The sequence below is a fragment of the Falsihalocynthiibacter sp. CO-5D18 genome (assembly GCF_041205445.1).
In the GTDB taxonomy this organism is placed as follows: domain Bacteria; phylum Pseudomonadota; class Alphaproteobacteria; order Rhodobacterales; family Rhodobacteraceae; genus Falsihalocynthiibacter; species Falsihalocynthiibacter arcticus.
The window spans coordinates 44154-62391 of the sequence record NZ_JBGFCF010000019.1; the positions used below are offsets into that span (position 1 = coordinate 44154).

At 52.2% G+C, this 18238-nt stretch carries 16 protein-coding genes and 1 tRNA gene; 12 read left to right on the forward strand and 5 right to left on the reverse strand.

The annotated features are described in order from the left end of the window. The first annotated feature begins 67 nt into the window (after positions 1–67). The 4 genes from AB9F27_RS19580 (at position 68) to AB9F27_RS19595 (ending at position 3117) form a co-directional block, all read left to right on the forward strand. Positions 68–772 carry an SDR family oxidoreductase gene (locus tag AB9F27_RS19580; protein ID WP_335586509.1) on the forward strand — a complete coding sequence of 235 codons (705 nt, stop codon included), beginning with the start codon at positions 68–70 and terminating at the stop codon, positions 770–772. A 127-nt stretch (positions 773–899) separates the two neighbouring features. Beyond that, entirely contained in the window at positions 900–1604 is a 705-nt protein-coding gene (locus AB9F27_RS19585; RefSeq protein ID WP_369758029.1) for an ABC transporter permease, read from the forward strand. Beyond that, positions 1598–2314, forward strand: a complete 717-nt coding sequence (locus tag AB9F27_RS19590) for an ATP-binding cassette domain-containing protein (RefSeq protein WP_335586507.1) — start codon at positions 1598–1600, stop codon at positions 2312–2314. The genes AB9F27_RS19585 and AB9F27_RS19590 overlap by 7 nt, the downstream gene beginning before the upstream one ends. Beyond that, positions 2311–3117 carry a substrate-binding domain-containing protein gene (locus tag AB9F27_RS19595; protein WP_335586506.1) on the forward strand — a complete coding sequence of 269 codons (807 nt, stop codon included), beginning with the start codon at positions 2311–2313 and terminating at the stop codon, positions 3115–3117. Before AB9F27_RS19590 ends, AB9F27_RS19595 begins: the two co-directional genes overlap by 4 nt. 10 nt (positions 3118–3127) lie before the next feature. On the opposite strand, the gene rhaI is transcribed toward AB9F27_RS19595, so the two are convergent. Both rhaI and AB9F27_RS19605 read right to left on the reverse strand, forming a co-directional pair. After that, entirely contained in the window at positions 3128–4402 is a 1275-nt protein-coding gene (gene rhaI, locus AB9F27_RS19600) for an L-rhamnose catabolism isomerase (protein ID WP_335586505.1), read from the reverse strand. A gap of 12 nt (positions 4403–4414) precedes the next feature. Continuing rightward, positions 4415–6517: a bifunctional rhamnulose-1-phosphate aldolase/short-chain dehydrogenase gene (locus tag AB9F27_RS19605; protein ID WP_335586504.1), complete on the reverse strand. Its 2103-nt coding sequence runs from the start codon at positions 6515–6517 to the stop codon at positions 4415–4417. Between the two features lie 189 nt (positions 6518–6706). On the opposite strand from AB9F27_RS19605, the gene AB9F27_RS19610 reads away from it, so the two are divergent. The 8 genes from AB9F27_RS19610 (at position 6707) to AB9F27_RS19645 (ending at position 14778) form a co-directional block, all read left to right on the forward strand. Next, positions 6707–7510 carry a DeoR/GlpR family DNA-binding transcription regulator gene (locus AB9F27_RS19610; protein WP_335586503.1) on the forward strand — a complete coding sequence of 268 codons (804 nt, stop codon included), beginning with the start codon at positions 6707–6709 and terminating at the stop codon, positions 7508–7510. A gap of 35 nt (positions 7511–7545) precedes the next feature. Next, entirely contained in the window at positions 7546–8541 is a 996-nt protein-coding gene (rhaS, locus tag AB9F27_RS19615) for a rhamnose ABC transporter substrate-binding protein (protein WP_335586502.1), read from the forward strand. 84 nt (positions 8542–8625) lie between these two features. Beyond that, the gene (locus AB9F27_RS19620; protein ID WP_335586501.1) at positions 8626–10161 is read left to right on the forward strand and encodes a sugar ABC transporter ATP-binding protein; all 1536 of its coding nucleotides are present in this window, start codon (positions 8626–8628) and stop codon (positions 10159–10161) included. A gap of 4 nt (positions 10162–10165) precedes the next feature. Continuing rightward, positions 10166–11149, forward strand: a complete 984-nt coding sequence (locus AB9F27_RS19625; RefSeq protein WP_039004491.1) for an ABC transporter permease — start codon at positions 10166–10168, stop codon at positions 11147–11149. After that, positions 11146–12150 (forward strand): ABC transporter permease, encoded by a 1005-nt coding sequence (locus AB9F27_RS19630; RefSeq protein WP_039004490.1) that lies wholly within the window; start codon positions 11146–11148, stop codon positions 12148–12150. The genes AB9F27_RS19625 and AB9F27_RS19630 overlap by 4 nt, the downstream gene beginning before the upstream one ends. Further along, positions 12147–12464 (forward strand): L-rhamnose mutarotase, encoded by a 318-nt coding sequence (locus AB9F27_RS19635; RefSeq protein ID WP_335586500.1) that lies wholly within the window; start codon positions 12147–12149, stop codon positions 12462–12464. Before AB9F27_RS19630 ends, AB9F27_RS19635 begins: the two co-directional genes overlap by 4 nt. Next, a complete protein-coding gene (locus AB9F27_RS19640; RefSeq protein ID WP_335586499.1) occupies positions 12461–13828 on the forward strand; it encodes an FGGY-family carbohydrate kinase in 1368 nt (455 codons plus the stop codon). The genes AB9F27_RS19635 and AB9F27_RS19640 overlap by 4 nt, the downstream gene beginning before the upstream one ends. 203 nt (positions 13829–14031) lie before the next feature. Then, positions 14032–14778 carry a hypothetical protein gene (locus AB9F27_RS19645; protein ID WP_335586498.1) on the forward strand — a complete coding sequence of 249 codons (747 nt, stop codon included), beginning with the start codon at positions 14032–14034 and terminating at the stop codon, positions 14776–14778. Here the strand turns inward: AB9F27_RS19645 and AB9F27_RS19650 are convergent. The 3 genes from AB9F27_RS19650 to AB9F27_RS19660 form a co-directional block, all read right to left on the reverse strand. Continuing rightward, positions 14775–15914, reverse strand: a complete 1140-nt coding sequence (locus tag AB9F27_RS19650) for a glycosyltransferase 61 family protein (protein WP_335586497.1) — start codon at positions 15912–15914, stop codon at positions 14775–14777. The genes AB9F27_RS19645 and AB9F27_RS19650 overlap by 4 nt on opposite strands. 1440 nt (positions 15915–17354) lie before the next feature. Next, a tRNA-Met gene (locus AB9F27_RS19655) sits at positions 17355–17431 on the reverse strand. Positions 17432–17778: 347 nt separating this feature from the next. After that, entirely contained in the window at positions 17779–17892 is a 114-nt protein-coding gene (locus AB9F27_RS19660) for an integrase core domain-containing protein (RefSeq protein WP_369758030.1), read from the reverse strand. Positions 17893–18238 lie beyond the last annotated feature (346 nt).

The window sequence follows — 18238 nt, forward strand, 5'->3', positions numbered from 1 at the left end:
GACATGATTGGTCAAGGGGTGTTTCTCGCGCGATACTCGGTCCAAACCAACAAATAGGACTTACCCCATGACACACTCAAAAGTAGCCTTGATCACAGCAGGCGGCAGCGGCATCGGAGCAGGCGCCGCGCGCCATTTGTCCCAACAGGGATTTCACGTCGGCATCCTGTCCTCCTCGGGAAAAGGCGAAGCCTTGGCGAATGAACTCGGCGGAGTCGGTGTCACAGGCTCCAATCTTGACGGCGATGCGCTTCAATCCTTAGTGGATCAAGCGATGGCTAAATGGGACCGCATCGATGTGCTCATTAATTCCGCGGGGCACGGCCCAAAGGGACCTATTTTGGATATCAGCGACGATGAATGGCACCTCGGGATGGAGGCGTATTTGATGAATGTGATCCGTCCAACACGTCTTGTGACGCCGATCATGCAGTCCCAGAAAACTGGCTCAATCATTAATATCTCAACCTACGCGGCGTTCGAACCCGATCCGCTTTTCCCGACCTCTGGGGTTTTTCGTGCGGGCCTCGCGGCCTTCACCAAGTTATTTTCCGACAAATATGCGGGCGATCAGGTTCGGATGAATAATGTACTTCCAGGCTTCATCGACAGCCTTCCCGAAACCCAAGATCGCCGCGCGCGCATCCCAATGGGTCGCTATGGTTCGGTCAAGGAAGTCTCGGCCCTCATCGCCTATCTTGCGTCCGACGACTCTGCCTATACGACTGGACAAAATTTCCGGATTGATGGTGGGCTCACACGTTCAGTCTAAAGAAAATTCCCTTTGGGCGGATAATTTTCCTGCCCAAGGGTGGATATCGCTTTGAAACTGTCATTGAATGGGCGACAACGTTGAAAAACCCCCAGTATTTTGGGGAGTAGTAAGGTTGTAGTGACGCATGACGGAGATTTTTGAAGGGTTGAAGGCGGCTTTGCTTTTGCTCATCACCTTTGACAAAGACCTAGTCGATATCACTCTGCGCTCGCTTCAAGTTTCGCTTAGCGCGACGCTTATTGCCTCCCTTATTGCCTTGCCTTTTGGCACGTGGCTTGCAATTCGTCGGTTTCGATTGCGGCGCACGGCGATCGCAATGTTGAACGCGCTTATGGGGCTCCCGCCCGTCGTGGTCGGCCTGTTTGTCTACTTGCTGTTCTCACGTTCGGGGCCGCTTGGGGTGCTCGGATTGCTCTTTACGCCCACGGTGATGATCATCGCCCAAGTGATTATCATCGCGCCCCTTATTGCCTCCATTGCGCATCAAAGCATGCGCGAACTCTGGGCGGAATATCACGATCTTCTGATCTCGATGAACACATCCCCACGCCAGCGCATAGCGACACTTTTGTGGGATGGCCGGCGCGCCTTGTTGACGGCCTCTCTTGCCGGATTTGGGCGTGCCATTGGCGAAGTCGGTGCGATCATCATTGTTGGCGGGAATATCGACCACGTCACGCGGGTTCTCACGACGGCAATTGCTTTGGAAACGGGGAAAGGCGATTTTGCGCTCGCAATGGGGCTTGGATTTGTTTTGATCGGATTGGCTGTGGTGGTAAACCTTGCCATCCACGGGCTGACCCGCACCGAAAGGGAGGGGCGATGGTGACGTCTATTTTACCGTTAAACCTTAACGAGGCCGTGGTTTCGCGTAAGGGAAAACGCCTCATTGGTCCCGTGACACATGAAGTTTCTGGCCATGGGATCACGATAGTATTGGGGCCAAATGGCGCTGGAAAAACGACGTTTTTGCGCTTGATGCATGGCGTTGAGCGCGTATCACAGGGGAGCGTGAATTGGGCGCAACCTGTGGAGATCGCTGAAAATTCCCAGTCCTTCGTCTTCCAAAGCCCGATCATGCTGCGTCGCAGTGTTGAGCAGAATCTTATGTATCCTCTCGATCTGTGCAAAACTCCGAAAACGGAGGCCAAGGAGCGCGCACGAGAATGGGCCTCGCGCATTGGATTACTCGCGAAACTGGATCAACAGGCGCCGCGCCTATCTGGCGGGGAAAAACAAAAGCTGGCCCTTGCCCGTGCGCTTATTCGGCGTCCAGAAGTGCTCTTTTTGGATGAACCCTGTGCCAGCCTAGATGGGCATGCGACACGCGAAATTGAAAAAATCCTTCTGGACACGGCCGCATCCGGCACGCGTATTCTGATGGCGACCCATGACTTGGGACAGTCACGCCGTCTAGCAACGGATGTTGTATTCATGTTGTCGGGGCGGATTCACGAAACAGGCCCAGCCGCGCAGTTTTATGCGACACCAAAACACACTGAAACCAAAATGTTTTTAAACGGAGATATTGTAGAATGAAACCCATCGTTTCTTCGGGACTTGTCCTCTTACTGACAACCAGCGCCGCATTTTCAGACAGCATGAAGATGGCTGTTACGACGTCATTTCACAACTCCGGCCTGTCCGATATTTTGCTGCCAGCGATCAAAGAAGACCTTGGCTTTGACGTAGAATTACTCGTGGTTGGAACAGGGCAAGCCTTGCGTTTGGGCGAGGCGGGAGACGTGGATGCGATCCTTGTGCACTCCCGCAGTGCCGAGGAGAAATTCCTTGAGCAAGGCTATGGCACACACCGCCGCGAAATCATGTACAACGACTTCGTTTTTATTGGTCCCAAGGCAGACCCTGCCAAAATTGCAGAAGCAAAAGACGCAACCTCAGTTCTCGAAAATATTGCGACATCTGAGGACATTTTTGTGAGCCGAGGCGACGACAGTGGTACCCATAAAAAGGAACAATCCCTGTGGGAGAGTGCGGGTGTCGACCTAAAGGCTGGCGGCGATTGGTACCGCGAGCTTGGGTCTGGCATGGGGGCCACGCTAAATACTGCGGCGGGAATGGACGCCTATGTTATGTCAGATCGCGCGAGCTGGTTGAATTTTGGCAACAAAGCGGATCTTGAACTTCTGTTCGCGGGCGACCCCGCTTTATTCAATCAATACGCCTATATCCCTGTGAACCCCGAATTGCATCCGCACGTTAAATCCGACATGGTGGAAACATTGGAAGGGTGGCTCACGGGGGAGCATGCAAAAATGTTGATCGATGGCTACACCATCAATGGCGAGACATTGTTTACCTTCAATGCCTCCCCAATGTGATCGCTTCTCTCTAGACGATACCGCCTCCTGCACCACTCACTTGTGGACGTATTGCCGAGACTTGCGCGCGGTAGTTTGAGGCGCGGTAGGCGGCAACGGGATCGATTGCGCCTCCGGCTTCAAGACGGGCCATTGCAAGAATTGGCTCTACGTCGGTGCGGAAACCATGCTTAAGAGTTGTGGTTGCCATCAGCGCGTCATTGCTTTCTTGGAAGCCCTCAAGCGCCGCCCGATCCACCAAGAGCGCCTGCGCATAGGCGCGCTGAACTTCGGTGGCAGAAACCATAAGGCTTTCAATTGGGTCCGTCACATTATGGCTTTGATCGAGCATATGCATCGGGTTGAAGTCGGGATTGTTTTCCGCTTCGACCAACTCGTTGAACACAAGGAACAAACGGTAAGGATCAATGCTTCCCGTATCGAGATCGTCATCGCCGTATTTGCTGTCGTTGAAGTGAAAGCCGCCAAGTTTGTCAAATTGCGTCAACCGCGCGACAATCATTTCGATGTTCACGTTCGGCGCGTGGTGGCCAAGATCAACGAGGCATTTTGCTTTGTCGCCCATCTGTTGCGCGATCAAAAGGTTCGTGCCCCAATCCTGTACCACCGTCGAGTAAAACGCGGGTTCGTACATTTTATGCTCGGTCAGCAAGGTCCAGTCTTCGGGCAGCGCGTTATAGACCTGACGTGTGGCCTCAAGGTAGCGCTCAAATTGACGGGTGAAATTCGTCTGGCCGGGGAAGTTTGAACCATCGCCAACCCAGATCGTCAGGGCTTTGGACCCGATTTCACGTCCCAAGGCGATACAGGCGATGTTATGGTCAACGGCTTGTTGACGGGTGGCAGCATCGGTGTGCGAAAGCGAACCAAACTTATAGCTATGCTGTTGGTTTTCCTGATCCTGAAAGGTGTTGGAATTCATTGCGTCAAACGTCAGGCCAACTTCCTCAGCCTTGCTATTGAGGTCCGCCGCAGGCTGCGCATCCCACGGGAAATGCAGCGAGACAGAAGGGGTGGCGCGGGTAAGTTGGTGGATGACGCCACAATCATCAAGCTTGTCGAAAATATCGCGTGGCTCGCCCGTTCCAGGAAAGCGCGCAAAGCGAGTGCCGCCGGTGCCAACGCCCCAGCTCGGGACGGCCACGCCGTATTTCGCAACCTTGGATTTGATCGCTGCGATGTCAATTCCGCGCCGATCAAGGGCTTCGCCAAGGGCGTCGTAATCTGCCTTGAGTTTTTCGTTTGCAGCATCGTTTGCTTGGGCGATGATATCAGATTTGATCATAAATTTGCTCCTTTAGCGGGTGAAGGCTTGGACATTGCCAGCATCCACATTGATGATATTGCCCGTCGATTTGGACGAAAGGTCGGAGGCAAGGAAATACGCGGCTTCGGCGATATCCTCAGGCAATACTGAGCGTTTGAGCATGGAACGCTCGCGATACATTTCCTCAAGCCCGCTTTTGTCGGTGCCGTAAGTGTCTGCGCGTTGATCGAGCCAATCGCCTTGCCAGATTTTGGACCCTTTCAGAACCGCGTCTGGATTGACAACATTTACTCGAATGCCGCTTGGCGCGCCTTCCAGTGCCAAGCAGCGGGCGAGGTGAATTTCGGACGCTTTGGCGGTGCAATAGGCCGAGGCATTGGGCGAAGCGGCCAAGCCGTTCTTGGAGGCGACAAAGACAATCGCGCCCCCCATTTTCTGCACGTTGAACACGTTGAACGCTTCACGGCTCACAAGAAAATACCCCGTCGAAAGGATCGACATGTTCTTGTTCCAAAGCTCGAGCGTGGTTTCCTCAATTGGGGCCGAACTTGCGATTCCCGCGTTTGACACCAGAATATCCACGCCGCCAAATTCTGCCGCAATCGTGGAATAGGCGTCAATCACTGCGGCCTCGTCGGTCACGTTCATATTGACCGTGCGCACGACATCTTTTGAGTATCGCTCTGTGAGGATCTCGGCGGTTTCCGCTAAGGCTGCGTCGTCGATATCCGCCAGCATCACGCAAGCGCCTTCGCGCAAATACCGCTCCGCCGTGGCTGATCCGATGCCCCCCGCGCCACCCGTTACAAGGGCGACCCGTCCTGCCAGCGATTTCGGTGTAGGCATGCGTTGTAGTTTGGCTTCTTCGAGCAGCCAATACTCGATGTCGAAGGCCTCTTGCTCGGGTAGGCCTTGGTACTCAGAAACCGCGTCCGCGCCGCGCATTACGTTGATTGCATTGACGTAGAATTCGCCAGAAATCCGCGCCGTTGCTTTGTCTTTGGCGAAGGTGATCATGCCAACGCCGGGCACAAGATAGACCACGGCATTTGGATCGCGCAGATCAGGGCTGTTGTCGTGTTTGCACCGTTCGTAATAGGCTTTGTAACCCTCGCGGTATTCTGTCACGGCAGCTTCCAAGCCAGCCAATGTTCTGTTGATATCGGGATTTGCTGGATCAAAGTTGACCACAAGCGGGCAGATTTTTGTGCGCAAGAAATGGTCGGGGCAGGAGGTTCCAAGGGCGGCCAAACGCTCCATATCGATGGCGTTTACAAATTCCAAAACCGCATCATTATCGGTGAAATGGCCGACCATATGCTGCTGGCCCGATACCATGCCGCGAATGGCTGGCATCAAACGCGCCGCTGTTGCGCGGCGTTGATCCGCCTTGAGGCTCCGGTGTTTTTCGCCCCCAAAGGCTGCCTTGCCCGCGGTTTCCTTGGCGAACCAATCCATCGCGGCTTGAATGATCTCAAGAGTTAGATCGTAGCAATCCCGAGCGTCATCCGCCCATGTGAACAGCCCGTGACTCTCTAGAATCACGCCCTTTGCATCAGGGTTTTTGGCGCAGAAATCCGAGAGCCAAAGGCCCAATTCATACCCAGGTTTTTTCCATGGCAACCAGCCGATGCTATCCCCAAAAACCTTCTGTGTCAGTGCTTTGCTGTCTTTGGCCGCGGCAATCGCGATGATTGCATCGGGGTGCATGTGATCGACGTGTTTAGCTGGGACATACGCATGCAACGGTGTGTCGATGCTGGCCGCGCGCGGGTTCAGGTTGAACGTGCAATGGGGCAGGAGACCGACCATTTCATCCTCAAACTCCACGCCGCGATAGATACCACGCAATGCATTCAGCTTTTCCATATAGAGGGTCGAAAACCCATCCATCTTGATTGAGCCAACATCGCCCCCAGAGCCCTTGACCCAAAGCACCTCGGCCATATCGCCTGTGAGCGGATCTTTTTGCATAACTTTCGCGGAAGTATTGCCGCCACCGTAATTGGTGATTCTTTTGTCCGACCCCAAAAGATTGGAGCGATAGAGCAGTTTTTCTGGCTCGCTCATTTTTGCGGCGTGCTCTGCATCCCATTTGTTTTCAAGGCGTTGAAGGTCGGTGCTTTTGGTCATTGTTGTCTCCATGGACGACAGGAAAAGAGTTGATTACTTGAGGGTAATCTGACGGGAAGTAGCACTCAGGTCAATCACTTTCAGTCATAATCAATCATGCTGCAGTGCAGAATGATTGATTATGATAATTAATGATTGACAATTAGTCGCGACTCGCCGAACGTTAGAGCAACCCAAAGGGGAAGAAGTATGCACGAGAAAGACCGTCACCGCGTTATCCTATCCGCCGTTCAAGATCGGTCATTGCTGACCGTTGTTGATCTGTGCGCCTTGACGGGAGCCTCTGAGGCAACCGTGCGTCGGGACATCAATACACTCGATGAACAAAAGCGTTTGCGCCGTGTACGGGGCGGGGCCGAAGCTCTAACGGCGGCTCCCTTTGTGGGCCTTTCCGGTCGCCCCTATTCCGTGAATGAAACGATGAACAACGCGGCCAAACAAGCAATCGCGGCAGCGGCGGTGGACCTTTGCGAAGACGGAGAGCCGATCATCATTAACGGGGGAACAACCACGTTTCAGATGGTGCATCCGTTAGCGTCACGGCGGATGCAGGTCTTTACTAACTCCTTCTCCATTGCGGAACATTTGCTAAAGAATTCGCGCAATACGGTGATGCTTTCGGGGGGAATAATCTACCGTGAGCAAAATATCGTTTTGTCGCCTTTTGACAACGACGTGACACGTAATTTTTATGCGCGCCGTATGTTTATGGGGGCGCAGGGCATCGGCCCACTCGGTTTGATGGAGCAAGACCCCTTGCTTATCCAAGCTGAACAAAAACTGATCGGACAGGCGGACGAATTGATCGTTCTGGTCGATAGTTCCAAATTCGCAAACCGTTCCAGCCTTGTGCTTTGCCCGCTGAAACGGATCGATACTCTCATCACAGACGACGGCATCGACGACCGCACGGCGGCGATGTTGGAGGCGGCGGATGTGACACTAATCGTCGTGCCCTCGGGGACGGCGCAAAAAGAAGGGGTGGCTTCATAGCTTGCCCAATTTAACCACTCTTAAGGGAGGAAACCATGAGTGTACTTAAGAAACTAGCTGCTTCGGCGGTTATTGTCTCAGCAATGTTCGCAAGCCCCGTAATGGCTGCGGAAAATGTTCGAATCGCACTGGTCGTCAAGGCGCTCGGTATCGGCTTTTTCGAAGCTGCCGCAGAAGGCGCTCAAGAGGCCGCCGACGAGCTTGGCAATGTCGAGATCATCTATACGGGCCCAACAGACACAACAGCCGAAGGCCAAATTGAGGTCATTAATGCGTTGATCGCGCAGAATGTCGACGCGATTGCAATCTCCGCGAATGATACCGACGCCCTTGTGCCTGCATTAAAGCGCGCCATGGACCGTGGAATCACCGTCATCAGCTGGGATTCCGGCGTGGCAGCAGAGGGGCGTCAATTGCACCTCAACCCATCCTCGAACCCTTTGATCGGCAATATGATCATCAAGCTAGCTGCAGATCACTTGCCTGATGGCGGTGAAGTTGCACTGCTTTCGGCTACGACAACATCGACCAACCAAAATATCTGGATGGAAGAGATGAACAAAGTTATGGGCGACTATACGGGCATCGAAGTTGTTGCTACGGTTTACGGCGATGACCTTGCTGATAAATCCTACCGCGAGGCCACAGGCCTTATGCAATCCTATCCTGACCTCGACGCAATCATTGCGCCAACATCTGTTGGCATCGTTGCAGCCGCACAAGCTGTGGTTGACGCAGGAAAAGTTGGCCAAGTGAACGTAACCGGCCTTGGCTTGCCGTCGGAAATGGCCGGAGCCATCGAAAGCGGCGCGTCGCAATCCTTCGCGATTTGGAACCCAATCGATCTGGGCTATTCCGCAACAATGTTGGCCTATGAGTTGAGCCAAAATGGCGTTGTCGCTGCTCCCGGCGCGGAAATCCCCATGGGCCGCATGGGCAATTTGACACTTGATGACGCCAACGAAGGCGCGATGGCTGATCCGTTTGTTTACGACGCCAGCAACATCGAAGCCTTCAAGTCGATCTTCTAAGATTGCTTGCATAATCTGGTCTGGTGCGGGTGTCCTGCGCCAGACCCTTTCAAAAACCCCCTTCATTTCCGAAAGAGTGCCGACATGACAGAGCGTGCAGCACCAGCCAATACGCCCGTTGTCTCAATGGATGCCATCACCAAAACCTTTCCGGGCGTGAAAGCATTGGATCAGGTCACCCTTGATCTTTATCCGGGTCAAGTGACGGCTCTTGTTGGGGAAAACGGCGCTGGAAAATCCACGACCGTCAAGATTTTGACAGGTATTTATCAACCGGATGGCGGCACAATCCGCATCAACGGCGAACCGATTACCTTCAGCAGCCCAAATGCGGCGTCCGACGCTGGCATTACGGCGATCCACCAAGAAACCGTGTTGTTTGATGAGTTGTCGGTGGCTGAAAACATCTTCATCGGCCACGCACCGCGCACAAAATTTGGCCTGATCGACAAGGCCGAAATGCAACGTGCGGCGCAAATACTCCTCGACGAAATCGGCGCACTTTTCAGCACCAATGCACAGCTCCGCGACCTCGGAATTGCGAGCAAACACCTTGTGGCCATCGCCCGTGCTCTTTCTGTTGACGCGCGTGTTGTGATTATGGACGAACCCACAGCGGCCCTCTCTCATAAAGAGATTGAGGAGTTGTATGAGCTGGTTGAAACGCTCAAATCCCAAGGTAAAGCGATCCTGTTTATCAGCCACAAATTTGATGAAATTTTCCGCATTGCCGACCGTTATACCGTGTTTCGTGACGGGACATTTGTGGGCGACGGACTGATCTCTGACATCGACGAAAATGCGCTGGTCAAAATGATGGTTGGTCGCCCTGTGGAACAGATTTTTCCTGACCGCAAACACGATGTCGGCGAGGAAGTTTTGCAGGTGGTTGGATATGCGCATCCAACGGAATTTGACGATATCGGTTTCTCCCTCAAGCGTGGCGAAATTCTTGGGTTCTACGGGCTTGTGGGGGCAGGGCGCTCGGAGTTTATGCAGTCGCTGTTCGGTATTACAAAACCCACCAAGGGTGTGTGCAAAATCAATGGCAAAATTCGCGTCATCCGCTCGCCTGCGGATGCGGTCGCCAACGGGATCGTTTATGTGCCCGAAGATCGCGGCAAACAGGGCGCAGTGATCGGCCTGCCAATTTTCCAAAACATCACGTTACCGTCGCTCAAACGCACTTCACGAAATGGCTTTTTGCAACTCGCCGAGGAATTCAAACTGGCACGTGAATATGCAGAACGGCTCGATCTGCGGGCGGCCTCACTGGATCAAGACGTGGGTAATCTCTCTGGCGGGAACCAACAAAAGGTGGTCATTGCGAAATGGCTCGCCACTCAGCCACAGGTCATCATCCTTGATGAACCCACCAAAGGTATCGACATCGGGTCAAAAGCGGCGGTGCATGAATTCATGGCGGAATTGGCCTCGCAGGGACTTTCCGTTATTTTGGTCAGTTCCGAAATCCCAGAAGTGATTGGCATGTCCGACCGTGTGATCGTAATGCGCGACGGGCTGATTGCGACGGAACTTTCTGGTGATGACTTGCGCCCTGAAACACTCGTACGTCATGCCGCTGGCATCTCTCCGGCACCCCAAAATCAGGAGGCATAGGGCTATGCTATCTCGTAAAATTCCCGTGCGCGAAACTATCCTAGCGGGTGCCATTGGCCTCTTGCTTATCTTGGCCGCATCGCGATTTAGTGGCTTTGTCGCCCCTGCAAATCTTGCCAATGTCTTCAATGACACCGCCCCGTTGATCATACTGGCCTTGGGCCAAATGGTCGTTATCTTGACCCGTTGCATCGACCTCTCGGTCGCGGCAAATCTTGCGCTCACAGGTATGGCCGTGGCAATGATCAACGTGGCTTTTCCCGACCTGCCCATTCCAGTGATCATTGCGATTGCCATCCTTCTTGGCGGGCTGATGGGGGCGATTAACGGTATCTTGGTGTGGAAACTGTCGATCCCGCCCATCGTGGTGACACTGGGTACAATGACAATCTTTAGGGGCATGATTTTTTTGATTTCCGACGGAAAATGGGTCAATTCCCATGAGATGAGCGCCTCTTTTACCGGCTTCCCGCGCGCTGAAATTCTTGGATTGCCAATCCTCTCTTGGGCTGCAATTGTGGCCGTCGTGATCTTTGCTGTGGTGATGTCGCGCACGCCTTTAGGTCGGTCGATCTATGCCGTGGGGGGGAATCCACACGCGGCCGTTTACACTGGCATCAACGTGGGCAAAACGCAGTTTTTTGCCTTTGTGATCTCCGGCGCACTGGCTGGCCTCACTGGGTATCTTTGGGTGGCGCGTTATGCCGTGGCCTATGTGGATATCGCCGGTGGGTTTGAACTCGAAGTTGTGGCCGCTTGCGTGATCGGCGGCATTTCGATTGCGGGTGGGATCGGCTCGGTCGGCGGTGCCGTTTTGGGAGCCCTCTTTTTGGGGGTCGTGAAAAACGCGCTTCCTGTCGTCAATATCTCTCCGTTCTGGCAGTTGGCCATTTCCGGTAGCGCCATCCTGATCGCCGTGGCCTTCAACGCCAGTGCGGGCCGCACCAAAGGCCGCATCATCCTCAAATCAGCGGAGAAATCCACATGAGTGATACGTTAGCGCCCCTGCGCAATATCCCCGACCGCCTGAACAGCCGCGCTTTTCGCACGTTCCGGAGTTGGGAAAGCCTCCTGCTTGCCGTTGCAGTCGCCATTTTTGTGGTCAACAGCTTTACCTCGCCCTATTTTCTGAACGCTTGGAACCTGAGCGATGCAACGTTCAATTTCACCGAAAAGGCGATGATCGCTTTTGCAATGGCCCTGTTGATTATCGCAGGGGAGATTGATCTTTCGGTGGCCTCCATCATTGCCCTTGCAAGTACGGCAATGGGCTTGGCGGTTCAACACGGGGCTGGAACGCCTGAACTGGTGGCGATTGGCTTGACGGTCGGGCTTTTGTGCGGGGCGTTCAACGCGGTTTTTGTTACCGTTTTGGGCCTTCCGTCGATTGTTGTGACCATCGGCACCATGAGCCTGTTTCGCGGGATCAGCTATATTATTTTGGGCGACGACGCCTTTCGCGGCTACCCCACAAGCTTCGCATGGTTTGGGCAGGGGTATATATATTGGGTCTTCACGGTCGAGATGCTGTTCTTCGTTATCATTGCGGTGATCTATGGCGTGTTGCTGCATAAAACCAGCTTTGGTCGCTCGGTTTATGCCATTGGTAACAATCCTACTGGCGCACTCTTTAGCGGCATTCGCGTGCAACGGGTGAAGTTCATCCTGTTCCTGCTTACGGGATTGATGTCGGGCGTGGCCGCGATTTGCCTCACGTCCCGCCTTGGGTCTACCCGCCCAAGTATCGCGCAGGGGATGGAGCTTGAGGTGGTCACCATGGTTGTTCTTGGCGGTGTCAATATCCTTGGTGGGTCTGGCTCCATTCCCGGTGTTGTTATTGCGGCTTTCGTCATGGGGCTTGTCACCTTTGGGCTGGGCCTGTTGAATGTGCCAGGCATCGTCATGTCGATATTCATCGGCCTGCTTCTGATCGGTGTAATTGCATTGCCGCGGCTATGGACTATGGCCGCAAGGGCGAAGAAACGATGAGCGAACGGTATGTTTTTCGGATGCGTCTAAACGTGGGAATGGCGAACGAGTATCAGCGCCGCCACGATGCCATTTGGCCCGAGCTTGTCGCGCTTTTGCACGAGGCAGGGGTGAGCGACTATAGCATCCATTTTGATGCGGAAACCAACCTGTTGATTGGAATACTCCTTCGCTCCGACGGGCATGGAATGGGCGCGCTTGCGGACCATCCCGTGATGCAAAAATGGTGGGCGCATATGGCGGATATAATGGAGACAGAGCAGGGCGGCGCACCAGTTGCCACGCCCCTCCCAATGTTGTTTCACATGCAATGACGAAACCGCGCCACATAGCCGTTATCGATATTGGCAAGACCAACGCGAAACTGGCGCTTGTTGATCTTTCGACCCTAAAAGAAATTGCTGTTGTCACCCGCCCCAATACCGTTCTGGCGGGGCCGCCTTGGGCGCATTTTGATACCGAAGGGCATTGGGAATTCCTGCTGGCCGCGCTCAAGTCGTTTCATCGTGAACACGGTGTGGGCGCGATTTCGGTCACAACCCACGGGGCGTGTGCCGCATTGCTCGATGCTCAGGGCGCCTTGGCAGCACCCATTCTTGATTACGAACATCCGATCCCTGCGGAAATTTCGGCGCGGTATGATGCCTTGCGCCCCCCCTTCTCGCAAACTGGATCGCCGCGCTTGGCTCACGGGCTGAACGTTGGCGCGCAACTCCTTTATCAGTTTTCTCAGGACCTAGATTTAAACGCGCGTACGGCGCATATCGTTGGGTATCCACAATATTGGGGACATCGGCTTACTGGTGTCGTGGCGAATGATGTGACGTCCATCGGCTGCCACACGGACCTATGGAACCCGCATGAATCGCAGTTTTCTGACCTCCCACAGCGACTTGGTATCGAACAAAAAATTGCGCCCGTGCATAAATCCGGCGACGTTCTGGGCACGCTTCTGCCTGAAATCGCGATGGTCACTGGCCTACCAGCCAGCACCCCCGTGGTCTGTGGCATTCACGATTCAAATGCTTCTTTGTATCCGCATTTACTAACGCAAAAGGCCCCATTTTCGGTTGTTTCAACGGGCACATGGGTGATTGCGATGTCCGTCGGGGGGGGGAGTTTTGCCAATGATCCCAGCCGCGACACCCTGATCAATGTGAATGCTCTCGGAGATATGGTACCTTCTGCGCGCTTCATGGGGGGGCGAGAATTCGAACTAATTCAGAACGGGCACCCCTTCGAGGCGTCCGAAAGCGACGAGCAAACCGTGTTGTCAGGCGGGATCAAGTTGCTGCCGGCCGTTGAAATCCAAAGCGGGCCGTATCAAGGGCATGAAATGCAGTGGCATGGCGGTGAACCCGCTGAAGGTTCAGGGGTGCGGGCGATTGCACTGTCCTATTATCTAGCCCTCATGACGCAAACCTGCCTTGGCCTCACGGGGGCCAAAGGGCCAACTATTGTTGAGGGCCCCTTCGCGCGTAACCCATATTTCCTCGACATGTTGGGTGCCGCAACGGGCCGCCCGATCTTTCGAAGTCATTCGGCGACTGGCACGAGCATTGGGGCCGCGCTTTTGTGCGGGGCCTCTAATGCGATACCTTCGCCGGATGTAGTCGCGCCGTCAAAACAAGTGGATAGCCTCACAGTATACGCGCAAGCTTGGCTGCGTTTGACCTGAACACTATCGATCGAGATCAGAAAAACTAAGCCAACACATCACAGTCGGTGGTTACGTCTTTATCACCGAAATCCATCGTTTGGGATGATCTCTTCTAGTCCGGAAAAGATACTGGAAATACAACACTTAAAGTCAGTGGAAGTGAAGGTGCACTTGCGGTAAAAGGGGCGACGACGCCCTTTCCTTCAAATCTAGGAATATACATGTTCAATATTTCGACCGACGTACCCTATACGCGCTTTTTGGCTCGTCTGCATCAAAGCATGACATTTGAATGGTACATGGAGGTCGGGTGTCGAACTGGTCGAAGTTTTGCCGCGGTACGGGGCAAAACGATCGCCGTTGACCCATTTTTTAGAATTAAAAATGATGTAATTTCAGAAAAACCAGCCCTGCTCCTGCTTCAGAAAAAAAGTGACGATTTTTTTGCTAGCGGACTATTGGAATCCATTGGCGTGAAGCTAAGTTTTAGTTTTTTGGACGGGATGCATTTGATGGAATTTCTCCTGCGGGATTTCATGAACACAGAAAAAAACTCATTGCCGGGTGGCGTTATTGCACTTCATGATTGCTGTCCGTTCTCATTTGAAATGACAACGAGAGATGTCGAGAATGCACCACGAGATGCATGGACTGGGGATGTTTGGAAACTTATTCCGATCCTCAAAAAGCATAGACCTGACCTCAAAATTACCGTGATGGGATGCAAACCAACCGGCCTCGTTTTTGTGCATAATCTGAACCCAGAATCCAAAGTATTGCATTCAAAATATGATGAAATCGTTTCGGAGTGGCAGGATCTTACTCTGGAAGAATATGGCGTCTCCAAATTCAATGAAACCTTCTCATACACACCATGTGAAAGCTTTGTCGACGGCGGGTACGGGATATTTGATAAGGTGCGACTTTCTGTAGATTCGGTCGCCAAACCAGAATTTGTATCGCCCTAAGCTTTTTTTCGATTTCGTCGAATTTCTGCAAGAAACTCGGAACGTTCGTCAGCGTTTAGCATTTTTTGGTCCGGTAAAACTCCGGCACGTAACGATCGCTCCTGTTCCTCCTGTGAGGGGGAAGCCCATGCGATTTTCGGATCAATGAGGGCTTCTGCCACCAGTCTTTCTTGAAGCGTGTTAAAATCCAACAGGGACACAGACAAATGGTCAGACCGGATTGGGGGCCAATAAATATCCGATATGGAGTTGATGATCGAGATTCTAGGGCCGGGGCGGGAGTAAAGTTGGTTGCTTATCAAATCAGGTAATTTCTCGCGTCTGTTGATGATCGCAACCTGTTGAAACCTTCTGCATATCAGCGAGTACAAATGCAGCGACGAAGATTCTGCAAAGATTAATTTCTCTGCACTTTGAAAGGTTTGTACCTGCTTAGTTATGCTGTGTTGTTCAGGTGCAAAAACTTCATACCCCTGTGCTTGGAGTAGTTTTTCAAGGTGCTCTTCACAAGCAAAGCGTCCGTATTTCGGGCCGAAATTAGAGCGGGTTACATAGATTTTTCGACCCTTGATCACAGGCCCTTTTGTCGGAAACTTTTGATCGATCCATTCAAAGAAGTGTTTCGTGCCATACCCGCTAAACCGCTCTCCAAACAAATCCGCAGATGTATAGATCTCCTCGAAGAAAAAGGGGCCCTTTGAGATGATAAATTCGTTTTTTATGCCAAAGGCGTCCAAGATAGGTTGGATATGTGGGTAGAGTTTTCGATTGGATTTCCTTTTGGGGAGAAAAACAATCCTGGTATTTTCAGGCAAATTACTAAGGGCCCAAAGTCGCCCTATCGAATTAAGTAAAATATGACCAAATTGTTCGGTAATAAGGCCAGCAAATAGGACCGGATCAGATATCGTTTTCACGTCGGTAGGAACATCGACTTGGGCTTGAGATGTGGTCATGAGTTGCGCTGAAATAACGTCACTATTGGGAAGCGCGTTAAGCTGTTTATCGTACAATCCAAAACGACGATGGTTCCGGTTGATGTCATCACCGGACAAGTAAAACCCCGAATGAGGCCCCGAGATTTCGGGGGGTGTCGTCGTTATAAACGGCTCTCCGGTGATTGCAGTCGTCGTCATATATAACGTGCCCTTCGTCAGGGTATTGGAACTGAGATTGTTCTTAACAAGCAGAAAACTTGTCTCGTTCGATTGGCTTCTTTATGCCAGTGCAAAAGCTGTGACGCAAGCGCCACATGTTCCTACAACGCACCGCCCGTCTAGCCATTAATAAGGTTGGATTCGTCGTGCAAAGGATCCCGTCTCCCCTCGCATGTTAGGCCGCGCTTCGTTGAAATGCCCAGGGGATTTTCCCGTTTAGTTGCGAATGCGGCCGCCATCTTTTTTTTGCAAATCCTCGATGTAAGCTCCCCGTTCTTGCTTTGGGGTCAATCTTGTTCACGCTATCAGACTGACATCCGTCCAACACTTCTGTACCCTCTCAGTATGTCCGTTTCACTTGGGTCGCTGAGGGCGTCAACGCAAAGTTTCCTTACGGAATTACTGCACAGCGGATCAGTGATGGGCGTGGTGATTATTGGGTGCTGATGCATCAGATCTGAAGAATAGCATTCTGCTAGAGCATCACTTCCTGCCCGGCGATCTCAAAGCTCAAATCGAAACCTTTGTCGCGCGCTAGCGATCCTCCTTGACCAGCTGGTGGCGCATGCATCACTAGAGAGGGGTGAGAGTCTGAACAAAGTCTAACCCGCCGACGGCTACTTCCGACGCGACAAACACATTCTACAACAAAGTAAAAGGATCAAGCGTAAATCGCTCGAAGCGCGGCGCTTGCATCACCGCTAGCGCGCCGGATAATGAGACCAACCAGATGAGCCGAATTCCCTCTTAGTTTAGGTAGCTCTTGGTTCCAAAAAAAACTGACGACGGACATCCCCGGATTGGCCATTCGTTGAACGCGACGATGTCTTTATACAAAGAGGTTTCACCGCTCGGAAAAGTTTTTTTCAAAAACAGCTTAGTGGATGGTGGAGCGCTTACGGCATTTCCATGGGCGTACAATTTGGTTCAGATGGCTCTTTGGATGACGTTCATGTTGCTATGAATTAAGTGTAGTTAGTGTCGCCCGCGAAGCAATTTTGTGATGGCGAAGAACGGCCCTGATGGTGTTTAGAAATGGCGTACAAGTGAAAGCAGTTCCGAATCCGGCCTCTGATATTTTGCCACTCGATAACCACTTCGTTTACAGAGCAGGCCTTCTTTCAATTTGCCTAAGTCCAATGTGGGAGCAGGACGAATGCACAAATGATCAGTCATCTTTTTTGGAGTATTCGTTTCAATTGCCAATTCGTAGGTAGTGTTTCCCTAATTCCAAACGGTCAAGTAAGCGCGCTGGAAAATCTCCTCTACAATGTAGGATTTGACCTTAATTCAGATCATTAGGTTTGTCTCAGGGTGGCTTAAGAAAAAATGAATCACATTGTTGGATACAATGCGGGTTCAAAGCCAATTCGCATTTCTATTAAGGTGGTGGTTTTATTTGGTAAACTATTGAAGTTTTGGTAGCGGAGGAGGGACTTGAACCCCCGGCACGCGGATTATGATTCCGCTGCTCTAACCAACTGAGCTACTCCGCCATACTGAATGGCTGTTTAGGTAAATGTTTGGATAAGGTCAAGCGATGAATTTGAAGAAAACACAGACTTTTTGGAATAGAAAAAATCTTGATGATCGGTTGCCCTAAAGGCGAATCCTTATGTGGGGAGTCAAAACCGTTCCCAGGAAATTCATAACCAAGTAGCATCATGCGATAAACATAAATACACATGTATACTGAATGACCTGTTCCCCTAAGTGGCCGCTAATGTGAGTTAGTCCAGCTCAGGTTTGGCCTTTCTTTGGTCTGTTAACATATCCAGCTGGTGACATGCCAGCGAGGCTGGAATGCGGGCGGTGTTAGTTGTCGCGATGCACTATGCCGCCACTAGATTGCGGGCAGGCCCAGTTTATCGAATAGGTGCTCGTTCGGGCATTCATCTGTCATACGTCCATTGAAGCTTTGGAAAAATCCGTTCTGCATTGGTTTGCCATGGGCGATTTAATACCCTTCGACTTTGCGGTCTTCCTGCCATTTCAGAATTGCGCTACCTCTCAGTTCGGTGCCGTTAATGCTGACCACACTGCAAGGGTTCACTTGAAATCACGGACTACTTCTGGTCATCTTTAGGCGAACGCAGTTGCATTCAAGCACGCCTCTAAGTCTAGTGAACTTTCACGTGTGTTGCTATGAACGACTGAATTGATCGTCCATTCATAATTGGGGGGGTAATCCCCCCATTTCTAATGGGGTGCGGCTGTAGAACTTACGCGGCCATTTTCAGTTTCTGGGCGGGGGTCATGCCGCCTATGCCCATATTCGGGCGGTCATTGTTGTAAGTCCATAG